The 17,686-nt window shown below is 48.0% G+C and carries 9 protein-coding genes and 2 riboswitches; of the genes, 5 read left to right on the top strand and 4 right to left on the bottom strand.

Going from position 1 to position 17,686, the window contains the following annotated elements; all coding sequences use genetic code 11:
- Nucleotides 1-25 precede the first annotated feature (25 nt).
- On the bottom strand, nucleotides 26-3,424 hold the full coding sequence (locus AAKU64_RS11900) for a PAS domain-containing protein (RefSeq protein WP_503012703.1): 3,399 nt from the start codon (nucleotides 3,422-3,424) through the stop codon (nucleotides 26-28).
- 295 nt (nucleotides 3,425-3,719) lie between these two features.
- A riboswitch (glycine riboswitch) is annotated at nucleotides 3,720-3,829 on the top strand.
- A gap of 9 nt (nucleotides 3,830-3,838) precedes the next feature.
- A riboswitch (glycine riboswitch) is annotated at nucleotides 3,839-3,977 on the top strand.
- Between the two features lie 72 nt (nucleotides 3,978-4,049).
- Between AAKU64_RS11900 and gcvT the strand changes: the two genes are divergently transcribed.
- The 3 genes from gcvT (at nucleotide 4,050) to gcvP (ending at nucleotide 8,704) form a co-directional block, all read left to right on the top strand.
- Nucleotides 4,050-5,180 (top strand): glycine cleavage system aminomethyltransferase GcvT, encoded by a 1,131-nt coding sequence (gene gcvT, locus AAKU64_RS11895; RefSeq protein WP_354331486.1) that lies wholly within the window; start codon nucleotides 4,050-4,052, stop codon nucleotides 5,178-5,180.
- Between the two features lie 135 nt (nucleotides 5,181-5,315).
- Nucleotides 5,316-5,693, top strand: a complete 378-nt coding sequence (gcvH, locus tag AAKU64_RS11890; protein WP_354331488.1) for a glycine cleavage system protein GcvH — start codon at nucleotides 5,316-5,318, stop codon at nucleotides 5,691-5,693.
- Between the two features lie 131 nt (nucleotides 5,694-5,824).
- Complete coding sequence (gcvP, locus tag AAKU64_RS11885; protein WP_354331490.1) at nucleotides 5,825-8,704, top strand: aminomethyl-transferring glycine dehydrogenase; 2,880 nt, start codon at nucleotides 5,825-5,827, stop codon at nucleotides 8,702-8,704.
- Between the two features lie 179 nt (nucleotides 8,705-8,883).
- Here gcvP and cphA read toward each other — a convergent pair whose 3' ends face one another.
- Together cphA and AAKU64_RS11875 are read right to left on the bottom strand one after the other, a co-directional pair.
- Nucleotides 8,884-11,454, bottom strand: coding sequence for a cyanophycin synthetase (cphA, locus tag AAKU64_RS11880; RefSeq protein ID WP_354331492.1), 2,571 nt, complete (start codon nucleotides 11,452-11,454; stop codon nucleotides 8,884-8,886).
- Between the two features lie 132 nt (nucleotides 11,455-11,586).
- Nucleotides 11,587-13,764: a cyanophycin synthetase gene (locus AAKU64_RS11875; protein ID WP_354331597.1), complete on the bottom strand. Its 2,178-nt coding sequence runs from the start codon at nucleotides 13,762-13,764 to the stop codon at nucleotides 11,587-11,589.
- Nucleotides 13,765-14,316: 552 nt separating this feature from the next.
- Here AAKU64_RS11875 and AAKU64_RS11870 point away from each other — a divergent pair.
- Together AAKU64_RS11870 and AAKU64_RS11865 are read left to right on the top strand one after the other, a co-directional pair.
- Nucleotides 14,317-16,575, top strand: a complete 2,259-nt coding sequence (locus AAKU64_RS11870; protein WP_416200094.1) for a cyanophycin metabolism-associated ABC transporter — start codon at nucleotides 14,317-14,319, stop codon at nucleotides 16,573-16,575.
- Between the two features lies 1 nt (nucleotide 16,576).
- Nucleotides 16,577-17,056 carry a cyanophycin metabolism-associated DUF1854 family protein gene (locus tag AAKU64_RS11865; RefSeq protein ID WP_354331494.1) on the top strand — a complete coding sequence of 160 codons (480 nt, stop codon included), beginning with the start codon at nucleotides 16,577-16,579 and terminating at the stop codon, nucleotides 17,054-17,056.
- Nucleotides 17,057-17,140: 84 nt separating this feature from the next.
- Here AAKU64_RS11865 and AAKU64_RS11860 read toward each other — a convergent pair whose 3' ends face one another.
- Entirely contained in the window at nucleotides 17,141-17,659 is a 519-nt protein-coding gene (locus AAKU64_RS11860; RefSeq protein WP_354331496.1) for a GNAT family N-acetyltransferase, read from the bottom strand.
- Nucleotides 17,660-17,686 lie beyond the last annotated feature (27 nt).

The raw sequence follows: 17,686 nt of genomic DNA, 5'->3' as shown, positions 1-17,686 counted from the left end.
GTAAAATCAAAAAATAGTCTGCAAATTAGCCGGCTATTTTTTGACTTTTAAATGATATTGATAAATTCCAGTTCATCAATTGGCGCAGGCTTATGAAGCAAATAACCCTGCGCAAAATCAATACCAATTTCCCGTAATCGCGCAAGTACATCGGGATGATCAACAAATTCAGCGACGGTTTGACACCAATGACCTTCGCAACATCGGCAAAACATTTCACCGCTGCTTCGTCCAGAGGATCGGTCACAATATCCATCACAAATTGACCGTCGATTTTTAAATAATCGACAGGCATTTTCTTCAGATAGCCAAATGATGAGGCTCCAGCGCCAAAATCATCTAATGCAACCCGCACTCCAATGTCATGAATTTGTTCAATAAATAAAGCGGCATCAGCCAGATTGGTAACCGCTGCGGTCTCTGTAATTTCTAAACATAATCGTGCGCAAATCGCCGACCCGGCATTGGCAAGTACATCAATAGCCCATCGATGAAATGCCCTGTCACCGACTGATTGTCCTGAGAGATTAACGCTGATTTTTGCGATATGGTCGATAGAGTCTAAGCTTCTCATCCATGTAATGGTTTGTTTAAGAACCCACTTGTCGATACGAGATGCCAGATTGAAACGCTCTGCAGCAGGTAGAAAAGCACCTGGACCTATCAATGAACCATCAAAATCACGCATTCTCAGCAACACCTCTGCATACAAACCGGGTGATTGATCGTTCAGTGCAATAATTTTTTGGGCATAGAGTACAAAACGATCTTCATCAAGCGCTTGTTCAATACGTGTAGTCCATTGCATCTCACCATGACGGGCACGCATGGCAAGATCAGTGTCAAACCAAGCATGCACTCTGTTGCGACCAGCTTCTTTTGCGGCATAACAAGAGGTATCGGCCGCTTGCATAATGGCTTCGGTCAATGACCAGCGATCGTCCACCGGCACCAGTCCGATACTCGCACCGATACGGAAACGCCTGCCATCATGCATAAAACGGAAATCGTCCATCCGGTCACATATTTGCTGCGCTACTCGTTGCGCCTGATCGGTTGAGCATTGTTCTAGCAGGATCGCAAATTCGTCCCCTCCTAGTCTGGCAAGGGTATCTCGGGTGCGCGCTGTTTCTGACAATAGTTTGGAGACTTGTTGTAACAACTGATCTCCTACAGCATGGCCGCAAGCATCATTGACTAACTTGAACTGATCAAGGTCAATGTATAGCAAAGCATGCTGGCTATGATCTGCACGTGCTGAGTCTAATAATTTTTGTAATCTGACCTCAAACTCTATCCGGTTGACCAAGCCTGTAAGCACGTCATGGCTAGCTCTAAAACTCATTTCACCCGATAAGCGGCGTTGCTCTGTCACGTCGTGGAATACCAGCACAACACCGAGAATTTCGCCTAGTTCATTACGGATAGGGGCAGCAGAATCTTCGATGCCAAATTCTGAACCATTACGTGAAATCAGAACAGTTTTGTGAGCTAAGCCGACAATTTTTTCCTGCGTTAAACAGGTAGTGATAGGATTTGCCGCTGGCTTGCGAGTTTCTTCGTTGACGATATGAAAGACTTGCGTTAGCGGTCGGTTTTGTGCCTCGCTGGCGAGCCACCCCGTCATTCGTTCTGCTGCTGGATTGAGCCAGTTAATATAGCCTTCTGCGTCGGTAGTAATTACAGCGTCACCAATGGATTTTAGAGTGACGTGCAGTAACGCATGTTGCTCCGCCAATTCCATTTCCAGTTTTTTTGAGACAGATATATCTATCGCCGTACCGACCATGCGCAAGGCATTACCTTGTTCATCGTATTTAACTAGCGCAGTACTTTTGAGGTGATGCAAGCTGGAGTCTGGCCAGATTACTCTGTATTCCAGCTGAAATGGTTTTGTTCCACTAATAGCTAATTGAGTTGTCAGCGCTATTTTTTCCAGATCATCTGGATGGATTTGATTTTTCCAAAAATCAAATCTATTTATTTCAAATGTACCTGTTTCAAATGTACCTGTCTGAACGCGAGGCAGCATTCCAAATAAACGATACATCCATGCATCCCATAATACGGTGCCATTGGTGAGATCGTATTCCCAGATGCCGATCGCTCCGCTATCGGTTGCTAGCTCTATACGGTCATTCGCAATTTGTAATGCTAAGCGTTCTTCCATCCTCTCAGTAATATCTTGGAATGCACCCACTAATCGTATCGGTTTTTTGTCTGCGAATTCGACGGTACCTACGGCACGTACCCAGATCGGACGTTGATCAGCCTGGATGAAAGGTAGCTCAAGATCCCAGCCTTTACCCGTCAATATTCCACTTTGTACTGCTTCCAAAATAATCGGCTGAGCAGCAGGTGCATAAAACTGGATAGCCTGATCCATTGTCGGTTTAAAACCAACTGGAACGCCATGAATACGGCAAGTTTCGTCTGACCAGTAAATCTCGTTGGTAATAAGATCGACTTCCCAACCACCGACGCCTGCTAACTTACCTGTCCGATCTAAAAATAGCTGGCTTTTACGAAGGTTTTCCTCTTGACGTTTGCGATCAGTAATGTCGAGTAAAGTACCCAACATCCATTCTGGTTTGCCATCGGAAGTCCAGCTGATAACTTTACCGCTATCGAGTACCCATCTCCAATCGCCATTTTTATGTCGTAAGCGAATTTCAGACTCATAACGGGAACTAAGATTTGCCAAATGGATGTCTAATTCTGATTGGCATGCCATCAGGTCGCTAGGATGTATAAGATCAAGCCAGATCTGTGGGGTCAATGGTTCCAATTCCAGCAATGTTCTGCCGGTAATTTCAGCCCATCGTTCGTTATATCGTACTGCTCCGGTTTGGAAATTCCTTTCCCATGTACCCACGTGAGTACTTTCAATAAGATTAGTGATTCGCTGGCTCTTTGCAATCAAAGCACGTTTGTCGTGTTGTCCCTCAAGTATTGCAGCGGCTGCATCTGCCAGACAACGCAGAACCTCAACCTGTTTTTCATCTAGACGATTTGGACGCCGGTCGATGACACATAAGGTGCCTACACGACTCCCGTCACTTATCGTAATTGGTGCGCCTGCATAAAATCGGATATCGGGATGGTCGGTGACGAGAGGATTATTGGCGAAACGCTGATCTTGTAGTGCATCATGAATTTCGAAAATATCGTTTTCGAGAATAGCATGCGAGCAAAAAGCAATGTCTCTTGGAGTTTCAGATACGCCTGGCAACCCCAAGTTCGCTTTGAACCATTGTCTTTCTGTATCGATTAAACTGATTAGAGATATCGGTACGCCGCAGACTAAAGACGCTGCCTTCACCAAGGCATCTAGCTCTGCTTTCGGTTCAGTATCGAGAACGTCGAGAGAACGCAATGATGCTATACGTTGAGTTTCGTTGTTTGGAAAAGGCGCCGCATTCATTCTAATTCTCCCACCGAACAATTGAATTCATCGTTAAGCAATAACGATACTTGATCTCAGTGTAGTCAGATGAATAGTCGCTTGTATGAGTTTTTACGCACTTACAGCTATTTGTGACAATTGTTTTCAATCAATAATCCTGATTAATAAATTAGCATCCATATGTCGCTATCAAGAAAAATAAAACGTAAATGATCTCCAACATTGTAGAAATAGAAATTTTGAGACAATAATACAAGCTCACAAATATTTACATGTCAACGCTCTCAAGCGCTTTCCAAGCCCTTATAATCGCTAAACTTGATTAGGAGAGCGCGGCCAGCTAGATCGATGCACATAGCTGCAAGCCGCCGCCGAAGGGGCTAACACCCAAAAACTCTCAGGCAAATGGACTGATCAAGGGGCTGGGTTTTCAGCCCAAACTCTGGAGAGCGGTAGCGGCATAAGTAATATTAAATAGATTCAAGCCGAACTACCCACCGAAGGTGCGCGCGGATTGCTGTTGTTAAAACGCAGTCCGTAATCTCTCAGGTATCAGGACAGAGGGGTCTGCGATGTTGTCGCATGGATGAGCTTGCTCGCCTGTGTGATGGATCGTCCCTTCTATTTTGGTAATGAGGCTCTCATGACGCAAGCAGTGACATCTCTCAAGGCAACTCCTCTCAACGCCGCACATCGTGCTGCTGGCGCAAAAATGGTTGATTTCGGCGGCTGGGATATGCCAGTCAATTACGGCTCACAAATCGAAGAACATCACGCTGTCCGCACTGATTGCGGCATGTTTGATGTGTCGCACATGTGTGTGGTCGATCTCAAAGGCGACAACGTTCGTTCCTTTTTGCGCAGCCTGGTCGCCAACAATGTCGATAAATTACAAGTTCCTGGCAAAGCGCTGTACTCAGCGATGCTGACGCCACAAGGCACGGTCGTCGATGATCTGATTATCTATTTCTTTAGCGAGAACTGGTTCCGCCTCGTCGTCAATGCGGGTACTGCTGAAAAAGATCTCGCATGGATGTCCGCGCACAATCTTGCTACTGATAGCGGCATTACCATTACCCAGCGCCGCGATGGTGCTAACGCCTTCGCACTCGTTGCGGTACAAGGTCCCAACGCCCGCGCTAAAGCATGGGAAGTTTTGCCAGAAACCAAAGCTGCCAGTGCTGAGATCAAACCGTTTAACGCCGTTATTGTTGCTGACACCGCGTTTGGTGAGGTCATGGTGGCTCGCACGGGTTACACCGGAGAGGACGGATTTGAAATCGCAGTCGCTGCAGATAAAGTCGTCGCATTTTGGGATGCTTTGATCGCCGCAGGTGTTAAGCCAGCTGGCCTGGGAGCGCGTGACACGTTGCGTCTGGAAGCCGGTATGAATTTATACGGACAAGATATGGACGATACTGTAAATCCCTTGAATGCCGGATTAGCATGGACGATCGATCTGGTGAGCGAGCGCGATTTTGTCGGTAAAAAAGCATTGCAAGAGCAGGGACAAACAGCGCAATTCCTCGGCCTGATTTTGCGTGAAAAAGGCGGTATCTTGCGCGCACATCAAAAAGTCATCACCGCCAATGGCGAGGGTGAAATCACCAGCGGTACCTTCAGTCCTTCAATGCAGCAAGCCATTGCCTTGGCACGCCTACCGATGGATATGGCGATTGGTGATACGGTACAAGTCCTAATCCGTGACAAGCAATTGGCAGCGACCGTCGTCAAATTGCCGTTTGTTCGCAATGGCAAAATATTGGTCGCATAATAGCTAATTACACTTAAATTATGATCAGATATTTATCTGAGTCTTAAAGATCAAAGATCAAAGATCAAAGATCAAAGATCAAAAATTAATTTCAATTTTCAAATCAATCATCATCATTTCTTTTTGGAGCATGCCATGACAATTCCAGCTAATCTCAAATATACCGCCTCCCACGAATGGGTGCGTGTTGAAGCCGACGGTACGATCGCCGTAGGGATCTCTGATTTTGCACAAGATGCTTTGGGCGATATCGTGTTTGTTGACTTGCCAAAAGTCGGCAAGGCATTGACTGCGGGTAAGGATTGCGCCGTGGTCGAATCCGTTAAAGCAGCAAGCGATATTTACGCGCCGGTGTCAGGCGAAGTAGTTGAAGTAAACCAGGCAGTCGCCGATGCGCCAGAAGCAATCAACACCGATGCATTCGGTTCATGGATGTTCAAAATGAAGCCAAGTAATTCTGCTGATGTCGATGCTTTGATGGATGCTGACGCATACGCAAAAAACATCGGTTAATTTGAATTCTCTCCCTCGGTTTAGTCCTGACGGGAGAGTATTTGCCAGCCATTTGATGCTCTTGTCTTTATCGCTTTTACAGCACATCTGACGGTTTTTATTTCACGTTTTTTGAATCCTAGAATTCTATTATGACCAGAACCAGCTTAACCCAACTTGAAGCGCATGACGCCTTCATCGCCAGACATATTGGCCCCTCTGAGGCAGAACAAGCCGCCATGCTCAAAACTTTGGGTTATGCCACGCGTACTGCCTTGATCGATGCGATCGTGCCTGCCAATATCCGTCGCCATGATGTACTGCCACTGGCGCAATTTACCGAAGCCAAGTCCGAGCAAGAAGCGCTGGCGACCTTAAAGTCCTTAGCAAGCAAAAATAAAGTATTGAAATCTCTGATTGGTCAGGGTTATTACAACACGCATACACCTGGCGTTATTCTGCGTAATATTTTTGAAAATCCAGCCTGGTACACTGCCTACACGCCATATCAGCCAGAGATTTCTCAGGGACGTTTAGAAGCGATTATCAACTTCCAGCAAGTCATCACAGATATGACAGGCATGGACATCGCCAATGCATCGATGCTGGACGAAGGTACTGCTGCGGCTGAGGCGATGACCCTGATCCAGCGAGTAGGAAAATCAAATTCCAACGTGTTTTACGTCGCCCATGACGTACTGCCACAAACCCGCGAAATCATCGAAACCCGTGCCAAGCCATTGGGGATAGAGATTCGCACCTTCACTGCCAACGAGGCACTTGAAAACGACTGCTTCGGCGTACTCTTGCAGTACCCGAGTGTCGATGGTGCCATCCGTGATTACCGCGAGTTTGCTGCTGCGGTGCATGCCAAAGGTGCGATGGTGATCGCTGCTGCTGACTTGCTGGCTCTGACGCTGATCACGCCACCAGGTGAGTGGGGCGCAGACGTCGTGGTCGGTAACAGTCAGCGCTTTGGTGTTCCGCTTGGTTTCGGTGGTCCGCATGCAGGTTATATGGGCACACGCGACGCATTCAAACGTAGCATGCCAGGCCGTTTGGTTGGCGTGACGATTGATGCGCAAGGTAATCAGGCATATCGCCTGGCATTGCAGACACGGGAACAGCATATCCGTCGTGAAAAAGCCACCTCGAACATCTGTACTGCCCAAGTATTGCTGGCAGTGATTGCTTCGATGTATGCGGTTTATCATGGCCCGGCCGGACTGCGTCAGATTGCGCAACGGGTACATCGTTTCACGGGCGTACTTGCATCAGGTCTGCAACAAGTCGGTTTGACGATCGCTAATGCGACTTATTTTGATACCTTAACGATCAAAGTCAGTGATGCAGATGCCGTGCATCAGGCAGCGCAAGCAGCAGGTTATAACCTGCGTAAAATAAGCGCTACTCAAGTTGGTATCTCTTTAGATGAGACAACTACACGCGCTGATATCGATGCGTTGTGGGGTATTTTTGCTAATGGCAAAGTGATCCCTGATTTTGATGCAACTGAAGCAGCGGTGTCGGATGCCTTACCAGCCGCCTTGATTCGTACCAGCACCTACTTGACGCATCCCACTTTTAATCGCTATCACGCAGAGCATGAAATGCTGCGTTATCTGCGTAGTCTGGCGGACAAAGATCTGGCATTAGATCGCACTATGATACCGCTGGGTTCTTGCACCATGAAGTTGAATGCAACTTCAGAAATGATTCCGGTGACATGGCCAGAATTCTCTAACATTCATCCTTTTGCACCAGATGACCAGACCATTGGCTATCGCGAAATGATTGATCAGCTAGAGGCCATGCTGTGCGCTGCGACTGGCTACGATGCTGTCTCGTTACAGCCAAACGCTGGCTCACAAGGTGAGTACGCAGGTCTGCTGGTAATTCAGGCCTACCACGCCTCACGTGGCGAAGCGCATCGGAATATTTGCCTTATCCCATCCTCTGCACATGGCACCAATCCGGCATCCGCCAGCATGGTCGGGATGGAAGTGGTCGTCGTCGCCTGCGATGACAACGGTAACGTTGATCTGGTGGATCTTAAAGCCAAGGCAGAAAAACACAGCGCTAATCTGGCTGCGGCGATGGTGACTTATCCATCCACGCATGGTGTGTTTGAAGAAGGCATTCAACAACTATGCGACATTGTCCACACACACGGCGGTCAAGTGTATGTCGATGGTGCGAATATGAATGCGCTGGTTGGTGTTGCTGCACCGGGCAAGTTTGGCGGTGATGTCAGTCATCTCAATTTGCATAAAACCTTCTGTATTCCTCATGGTGGTGGTGGTCCAGGTGTTGGTCCGGTTGCCGTAGGTGCTCATCTGGCGAAGTTTTTGCCGAATCAAAAATCGACTGGCTATGTTCGCGGTGCAGATGGTATTTCCGCTGTCAGTGCAGCACCCTTTGGCTCTGCGAGTATTCTTCCAATCTCATGGATGTACATCGCTATGATGGGATCAGAAGGCCTCAAAGCGGCAACGGAAACCGCAATTCTGGCGGCCAACTATATTGCTAAACGTCTGGCGCCACATTATCCAGTTTTATATTCTGGCCATGACGGTTTGATCGCGCATGAGTGTATTTTGGATTTGCGTCCGTTGACAGATGCAACCGGCATCAGTAATGAAGATGTGGCAAAACGCTTGATCGATTTTGGTTTCCACGCACCGACTATGAGCTTCCCAGTACCTGGTACGCTGATGATTGAGCCAACCGAGAGTGAATCACAAGCAGAACTGGATCGCTTCATCGACGCCATGATTACGATCCGTGAAGAGATCGCCAAAGTTGCGAGCGGCGAATATGATGCCAAAGACAATCCACTCAAAAATGCACCACATACCGCACAGGTATTGGTTGCCAATGATTGGACGCATGCTTATGGTCGTGAAGTCGCAGCCTTCCCAGTTGCATCGTTACGCAAACAAAAATACTGGCCACCGGTAGGGCGTGCAGATAACGTCTACGGCGATCGTAATTTGTTTTGCTCTTGCGTGCCTGTGAGTGATTACGAGTAGTTGTGACAGTTGCTTGAATTAGCAAACAAAAAAGCGGATACGATGAAGGTCGTATCCGCTTTTTAATAATCTTCTATCAAATTAAAAAATATCAGAATAGAGTATCCATATAAACAAAGGCTCTTAGAAGAAAAATGGCCTGCGAGGCTTGTTTATATTGGACTCTTCTATTTTAATTTTTATCCCTCTGCGATCCGTTTAGCAATGTGTGCTAAAGCTTCTTCAACCTGATCAATTAAAATCAGACATAAATCGCCTTCTGATAAACGTGCCATCGCTGTGTCGATTGCTAGAAATTCACCGTTGATTTCGTCGATGACTTTGGTGCGGTTGGCATTGGCTAATCCTGTACGTAGCAGAGCAACGACTTCACCATCTGCGCGACCACGTTGGCATTGATCCTGATATAGCACGACGTCGTCGAAGGCATCACCCAAAATCTCGGTTTGCTGGCGAATGTCCTGATCGCGTCTGTCACCTGCGCCGCTGATGACGACCGAGCGGCGTTTAGCCGGGATGCTTTCTACTGCACGGACCAGCGCCAGAATTGCATCTGGATTGTGGCCATAATCGGCAATCAAGGTTGCACCGCGATAGTTGAACATGTTGAAGCGCCCCGGTGCATTGTCGCTCTCATTGGCGAAGGATTTTAAGCCTGCGCGAATTGCATCCCAACTAATTCCAACGCCCCATGCTGCAGCGACCGACGCCATCACGTTTTCTACCTGGAAGCCGATAGCGCCGTTGCGGGTGATAGGAATATCCGCTAACAGAACTTCGTGTTTAGTTTTGCCTTCGGCAGCGATTAGCTTATTGCCATCAACGTACACGACGCGATGCCCTTGCGCTTTATGCGTAGCCATCACTGGATGTTGGTTGTCGGCTGCAAAAAACGTGACAGAGCCAGTGCAATTGACAGCCATACTGACGACGATAGGGTCGGCTGCGTTTAACACCGCAACACCACTGTCTGCGACGTTTTGTACGATCACTCGTTTTAAAACAGCCAGATCTTCTACGGTGGTGATGTAGTTCAAACCCAGATGATCACCAGAGCCAACATTGGTGACGACAGCCACCTGGCAGCGATCAAAGGCGAGCCCCTCACGTAAGATGCCGCCACGTGCTGTTTCAAACACGGCGGCATCGACATCCGGATGCAGCAACACATTACGGGCGCTACGTGGTCCGCTGCAATCGCCGCTGTCGATACGACGGCCTTCAATATAGACGCCATCGGTATTGGTCATGCCAGTCCGCAAGCCGCTAGTAGTTAGCAAATGCGCTATGAGCCGCACGGTAGTTGTCTTGCCGTTGGTGCCAGTCACCGCGACGACAGGAATACGTCCATCATCGCCATCTTCAAACATGGCAGAAATAATCGCTTCGCCAACAGGACGACCTTTGCCGAAGGACGGGGACAGATGCATACGCAAACCCGGGGCTGCGTTGACTTCTACAATGCCACCATTTTGCTCTTCGATCGGTTTTAAGACGCTATCGCAGACTAGATCGACACCGCAGATATCCAGGCCAACCATTTGGGCTGCGACGATAGCGCGTGCTGCAACTTCTGGGTGGACATCATCAGTGACATCAGTTGCTGAGCCACCGGTCGACAAGTTCGCGTTATTACGTAAGATCACGCGCTGACCTTTAGCGGGTATGGAGTCCGCTACCAAATCCTGTTTTGCCAGACTTGCCAGTGCGATATCGTCAAAGCGTATTTTGGTCAGCGAGGTTGCGTGACCACTGCCGCGACGCGGATCTTTATTCACTTGTTCGACTAATTCACGCACTGAATGCGTACCGTCGCCGACGACATGCGGCGGATCACGGCGCGCTGCAGCGATGAGTTTGTCGCCGATCACCAACAAGCGGAAATCATGGCCCGGTAAATAACGCTCAACTAAAATATCGTCGCGGAATTCAGCCGCTGCCTGATAGCCTGCCTCTAATTGCGCACGGGTAGTGACGTTGACGGTAACGCCTTTGCCCTGATTGCCATCTTTGGGTTTAACGACGACGGGCAAGCCGATCTCGCAGGCAATTGCCCAGGCATCGTCCACATCCAGTGCTGTACGTCCTAGTGGAACCGGCACGCCTGCTGCATCAAGAAGTTTTTTAGTCAGTTCTTTATCTTGTGCAATCGCCTCTGCAATCGCGCTGGTGCCATCCATTTCGGCGGCTTGAATTTTACGCTGGCGGCTACCCCAGCCGAATAAAACCAGACTGCCGTTAGTCAGGCGACGGTAGGGAATATTCCTATCTACGGCCGCTTGCACGATCGAACCAGTGGACGGACCTAGCCTGACATCTTCATCTAAATCTCTTAGTTGTAGCAGTGCGCTACCCAGGTCGAACGGTGTATCTTCTTGCGCTGCTTTGCATAATTGTTCGGCTAATTCTAATGCCAGGCGGCCGACGGCTTCTTCCGAATATTCCACAACAACTTGAAAAATTCCGGCTTCCAGCGTCTGTGTGGTACGGCTAAAAGTGACCGGACAACCTGCTTGTGCTTGTAAGCCCAGCGCGGCCAGTTCCAGCACATGCGCCATCGGGATAGTGTCATTGTGGCCGGTCGGTTGTAGTGGACTGATTTCTGGGAAACGGGCGCGCAGTCGTACTTCAAATCCATTCAGTTCATCAATCGAGAGTTCAGCAGTGCTGCAACCCACTATGGCCTCAACCGCAGTGTGGTGGCTCCAGAGATTGGGGCCGCGTAGCGCTCGTATGCGTGATACTTCCATAAACCTTCGTCCTATCTTGATGGCGGTGCCAATATGTAATTACAGCGATTTTATTTTTTAATCTTGCGCTAATTTAGCTGCGTACTTAGTTTCTTACTTGGTTTGCACTTAGCAGCGTACTTAGTAGCCTGCTCAATAGCGTGCTTTCTTGGGACTGGAATCAAAGGTACGTAATCCCGCGACGATTAAATCTGGCGAAATTTCTAAAGCCCAGGCAGCCGCTACGGCTGCCATCACGACTTCTGGCTGGGCTGCTTTAATCGGTTTTAAAGTGCTCAATGAGAGCAAGCTAGTTTCTTCTGTACCTTCCGCCAAAATGATGTGGTTGTCACGTAAGAAAACTGCGCGTTCGTTTTTAGCACGATGCTGTACGATGGCCTCAAGCGCGTCATTCAGACCATAAAAAATCACTTTGCCATCACATAATTCAGCCAGTTCTACCACTTGCGAATCTGCTGCATTTAATACAGCCACACCATCCGGCAATACCACATCTACTTGGGTACGCATTACCTTAAACATCTGGTCTGCTTCATCGATATAAAATTCACCAAGTTCTGCATGACCATCCATATCAGTCACCACAGCGACCTGACATTTATCGTAGGCTAGGCCTTCAGCCAAAATCATACGGGCATTAGTTTCAAAGACAGCGGTTTCCAGAGAACGATTTAGCAATAGCCGCTGACTGGCTTCCCACTTAATACAATCAGTGCTAACAACTTGTCGCTGATCCAGGTACAAGCCCTGAGAGCAGGCTACACCAGTGTGCTTGCCGCTGACATGCACGACGCTGGCAATTAAGCGCGCGATCAAACTCGTGCCGCGAGTGCCTGCCACACCGATAACGGGGATACGGCCGCTTTCTTCTGCAGCAAATAAATTAGCGATAATCGCGGTCCCGACCGGACGTGCTTTGCCTTCAGCAGGTTTCAGATGTGCCAGCAATCCCGGGCTGGCATTGACTTCAATAATTGCACCGCGTTGTTCTTCCAGAGGGCGGGAAATATCTTCTGCAACCAGATCAACACCTGCAATATCCAGACCGACAATCCGGGTCGCGAGTGCGGCGGCTTCTGCGATAGAGGGATGGACTTCATCAGTCACATCAAAAGCAACATTACCGTTCGGCTGGATTAAAACTTTTTGGCCATCGAGTGGAATGGAATATGCCGTTAAACCCTGGCGTTCCAATTCCAAAATAATTTCAGCACCTTTTTCTGGTGCTAAAGCATTGAGAGGAGAGTCTTCGCCCGTGCCACGACGGGGATCGGTATTGATCTGATCATCAACCAATTGAATAATATTCGAAGTGCCATTACCAACTACCCATAAGGCTTCACCTTTGGCGGCAGCCACCAGGCGCTTACCAACGATTAACAAACGATGCTCATTCCCGGTGACGAAGCGCTCTACGATCACGCTCTCGCTGTCGCCTTTGCGTGCGGCTAAGTGATATGCCGCATGAACATCGGCCTCCGTCATTAGATTGAGTGAAACACCGCGACCATGATTGCCATCATAAGGCTTGACCACGACTGGTACACCGATATCTTCAGCAGCTTCCCATGCCTCTTCGGCACTTTTTACCAAGCTACCTTCAGGTACTGGTACACCACAAGATTGCAATAATGTTTTGGTCAAATCTTTATCGCTGGCGATGCTCTCAGCAATTGCGCTGGTACGGTCTGTTTCGGCAGTCCAGATGCGACGTTGCGCTGCGCCATAACCCAATTGCACCAAATTGCCATCGGTCAGACGTATCGATGGAATCCTGCGATCTGTTGCGGCATCTACGATATGTGCGGTGGAGGGACCTAAACACAGATCGTCCACCATTTCACGCAAGGGCACTAATTTTGCCTCAAGATCAAATTGCGTGTCTTCAATGGCAGCCATCAACAAATCCCGACCTAGTGCTAAAGCCGCACGGCCAACTTGTTCCTGGCGGGTGCGGAATGCCATTTTGTAAACACCAACTTGATTAGTCGACCGGGTTTGACCGAAACCAGTTCGCATGCCAGCCAGATTTTGCAATTCAAGCACAACGTGTTCCAGAATATGACCAGACCATGTGCCTTCGCGCAGACGCTCCAAAAAGCCACCGGTCTCACCGACGCTGCAACGATGCACAGTAAGGCCAGGCAACCAGGTTGTCAGACGCTCGTATAAGCCGGGTAAAGTATTGGAGGGGAAATCTTCTAGCGCACCAATATCTAACCACGCTTCAATTACAGGGCGATAGGTCCAGATATTAGGTCCGCGTAAATGAGTTACACGGAGAATTTCAATGTCTTTCTTCTTCGTTATCATGTATTTAATTTCTTGATAGCAGAGCTAAGTCTGCTTTTAAATCTTTCGGACGCTTTTTTTACGACGTCTTACGGTGGATAAACAGTGTTAGCGTGTATTTTTTAGTCTATTAGGACTTACGCAAAACATTCCCAACTACGTTGCAGCTTCCGTTCACACCAGGCAAGGTGTTAGGGACTAAAGTTAAAGTGCTGTCTTCGTCGCTATAACTTGCTGGCACAATCTGCCAGTAAAATTTGCCGGGATAGTTTTGCGTAAGTCCTAGGTCACTAAATTAGATGACTAAATGAAATTACAAATTAAGAACTTATCTCAAACCTTCTTGGTCTGTTTTTTTTCTTCCGATAGAATACCGTAAATTAATGCTGTAGTGATATGTTGACTTAGTCACTATTGCTACCATTTCAGGCTTCTCACCTTATTTATTCAAAGTTTTATTGAGCCGTATCGAAATTTGCAGATTATCTGCATCCCGGTGGTTCAATGATCACTCAAATAATTTATCTTTTTTATATTTATTCCTGACGATAAATCGGGACCGGTCAAACGATGACAACACAACAATTAAGCTTCGACCATGTTTTTAGTGCACTGCCAGAGCATTGGCGCTCTGAAATCGCAAAACAGTTATCCACTGGGGAAAACGTTTTAAGTGCAGTCGAGGTTGACCTAGATGCCGGACTTCGCTTTGTAAAAGGTATGTTGGTCGTTACCGACCGCCGGCTACTTGCGCGGGCGCCGGGAGAAACGACGTGGCAAGAATGGTTTTATGCCAAAAATCTACGGCTCCAGCACCACGACCATGCTGGTGTCGGACATCTGGAATTATTTGATGATAACGCCCGGCTGGCTAGCTGGCGTTTTACCTTGGGTCAGAATTTATTGATGATCCGTTTGCTGGATCACTTTAAAGAGCAATTGCAAAGTCATGTGACTGGTTTGCCAGTCCAACATGAAGAAAAAAATACCTGTCCAAGCTGCAAAGCACCGCTAGAAGCAGATCAGGAAGAATGTCCGATCTGTACCAAAGTAATTTATACCCCGCCATCAACCTGGACCTTGTTCCGTCTATGGCGTTTTGCACAACCATATCGCTGGCAATTGTTAGCGGGCTTTAGCTTAATGCTGATGGGCACGGCAGCGCATATGATTCCGCGTTACCTGACAAAGCCGCTGACAGATGAAGTGTTGATTCCCTACCAGAACGGACAACATGTTGATCCCCATCTGGTGACTTTGTATATCGGTGGTTTGTTAGGTTCTGCGGTCATTGCCTGGCTACTTAGCTGGGGTAAAACCTATATTCTCGCCTTGGTATCTGAGCGTATCGGTGCGGACTTGCGCACCACGACATATCAACATTTATTGAAATTATCATTGGAGTATTTCGGCGGAAAACGTACCGGCGATCTGATGTCGCGTGTTGGTAGTGAGAGTGATCGTATTTGCGTTTACTTATCTTTACACTTACTTGATTTTGCTACAGACGTATTGATGTTTTTAATGACCGTAGTCGCCTTATTGCAAATCAATACCAAGCTGGCTTTAGTCACCTTGCTACCGTTGCCTATCATTGCCTGGATGATTCATCTGGTACGCGATAAATTACGTACCGGTTTTGAAAAAATTGACCGTGTCTGGGGCGAAGTAACTAATGTCCTGGCCGACACAATTCCGGGTATCCGTGTGGTCAAGGCCTTTGCGCAAGAGACCCGCGAGGCAACACGTTTCCGCGAGGCGAATAAACATAATTTAGCAGTCAACGATAAGCTGAATAAAGTATGGTCGCTGTTCTCTCCGACGGTCTCTTTTTTGACCGATCTGGGGATTCTTGTGGTGTGGGCTTTTGGTATCTGGCAGGTATCGCATAACGAAATTACGGTAGGCTCTCTGGTTGCCGCAGTCGCGTTTATCGGTAATTTTTATGGTCGTATTGATTCTATGAGCCGCATCGTTTCAGTGACCCAAAAATCAGCGTCGGCCGCAAAACGTATTTTCGATATTCTGGATCATGTGTCCAGCGTACCCGATCCGCAGCATCCGGTAAAAGTGAACGAAGTCAAAGGTCAGATTGAATTGCGTGAAGTCGGTTTCCGCTACGGTAACCGTGCTGTTAACCGTGGGATTAATTTAACCATCAAACCGGGCGAAATGATCGGCCTGGTTGGTCACAGCGGCTCTGGTAAGAGTACTTTGGTCAATCTGATCTGTCGTTTCTATGATGTGTCCGAAGGGGCGATTTTGCTCGATGGCGTTGATATCCGTTCTTTTGCCGTGTCCGATTACCGTCAGAATATTGGTTTGGTTTTGCAAGAACCATTCTTGTTTTTCGGCACGATTGCGGACAATATTGCTTACGGTAAGCCGGATGCTAGTCGTGCCGATATCATTGCCGCAGCTCGTGCTGCCCACGCGCATGAGTTTATTTTGCGCTTGCCTCAGGGCTATGATTCGATGGTCGGCGAGCGTGGACAAGGATTGTCAGGCGGTGAACGTCAGCGGATTTCTATCGCGCGTGCACTGTTGATTGACCCACGTATTCTGATCATGGATGAGGCCACCTCATCAGTCGATTCTGAGACAGAAAAAGAGATTCAGAAAGCCCTGGATAATCTGGTCAAAGGTCGTACCACGATTGCGATTGCCCATCGCTTATCGACCTTACATAAGGCTGACAGGCTGGTGGTGCTGGATCGCGGGCAAGTAGTAGAGGTTGGTAGTCACGACGATCTGATGGCACGCGAGGGAGCCTACTTCCGTTTGTATGAGGCGCAGGCGCGCAATGCTAATTTGGGTGGGGGAGAATAAGATGACCGCTACATTAAACCCGAGATTTCAACTGAGTCGCAATAGTTTCGGCCATCTGGTGTTGATCAATGCCAGCGGCGAGGTACACGAGCATGTCAGTCCGGTACGTGCTTTCCCTATTCAGACACCGGACGAAGGGATCTCTCTGGTACTGCAAGATGGCCAGGAGGTGGCATGGATCGATAAGCTCAGCGACCTGGCAGAGAATGAGCGCAAGCTGGTCAGTGATGAGCTGCAGGGGCGCGAATTTATGCCTGAGATAAAACGTATCGTTGGCATCACTAGCTATGCTACACCTTGCACTTGGGAAGTAAAAACAGATCGTGGCGACACCTCATTTGTCTTAAAAGGTGAAGAGGATATCCGTCGCATTGGACGCACTTCCTTGCTGATTTCAGATAATCACGGTATACATTTTTTGATCCGCGACATGTTTGAGATTGATAAACACAGCCGCAAAATTCTGGATCGGTTTTTATAAGACGAGATTGATTGTAGAGGTAAAAGCGAGTAAGAAAACGGCACATCAGTCACTAAAACTGATGTGCCGTTTTTTTTATATAGTTTACGCAAAGTCGTAAGTAAAAAATTTACTTTCTTCCGTCTTGCCATTGCGCGTCAAGGTAATGATTTTTTCATAGGTAAAGCCGATCTTTTCTAACACGCGTGAAGAGATCGCATTCTCCGGTGCAGTGATCGCCACTAGCCGAGGTAATCCTATCGTTGCGCGCGCATAGTTGACGACTGCGGTTGCGGCTTCGCTTGCTAAACCTTGGCCTGTGTAAGCAGACAAAAATCCATACCCAATATCCACATCATCCAGGCCATCGCGTTTGATTAATCCGCACATGCCGATAGCGATGTTGTCTTGTTTGGATTCCACGATATACAAGCTAAAGCCTAAGCGTTCTTGCATATCGATAGGACCTTTTTTGATCGAATCAATCGCGTCTTCTATCGTGCGTATTCCCTTATCGCCGATGTTGGCAAGGTAAGCAGGCTCGTTGACCAGTTGCAGATAAAACGCGGCGTCATCCAAAGTAATTGTCCGTAATCGTAGTCGTGTCGTATCAAGAATATGCATGATGAATAATTAGTTGAGTGGATGCTA

The sequence above is a fragment of the Undibacterium sp. GrIS 1.8 genome, from assembly GCF_040544445.1.
Taxonomy (GTDB): Bacteria; Pseudomonadota; Gammaproteobacteria; order Burkholderiales; family Burkholderiaceae_D; genus Undibacterium.
This window is presented reverse-complemented; position numbering and strand designations above follow the sequence as displayed.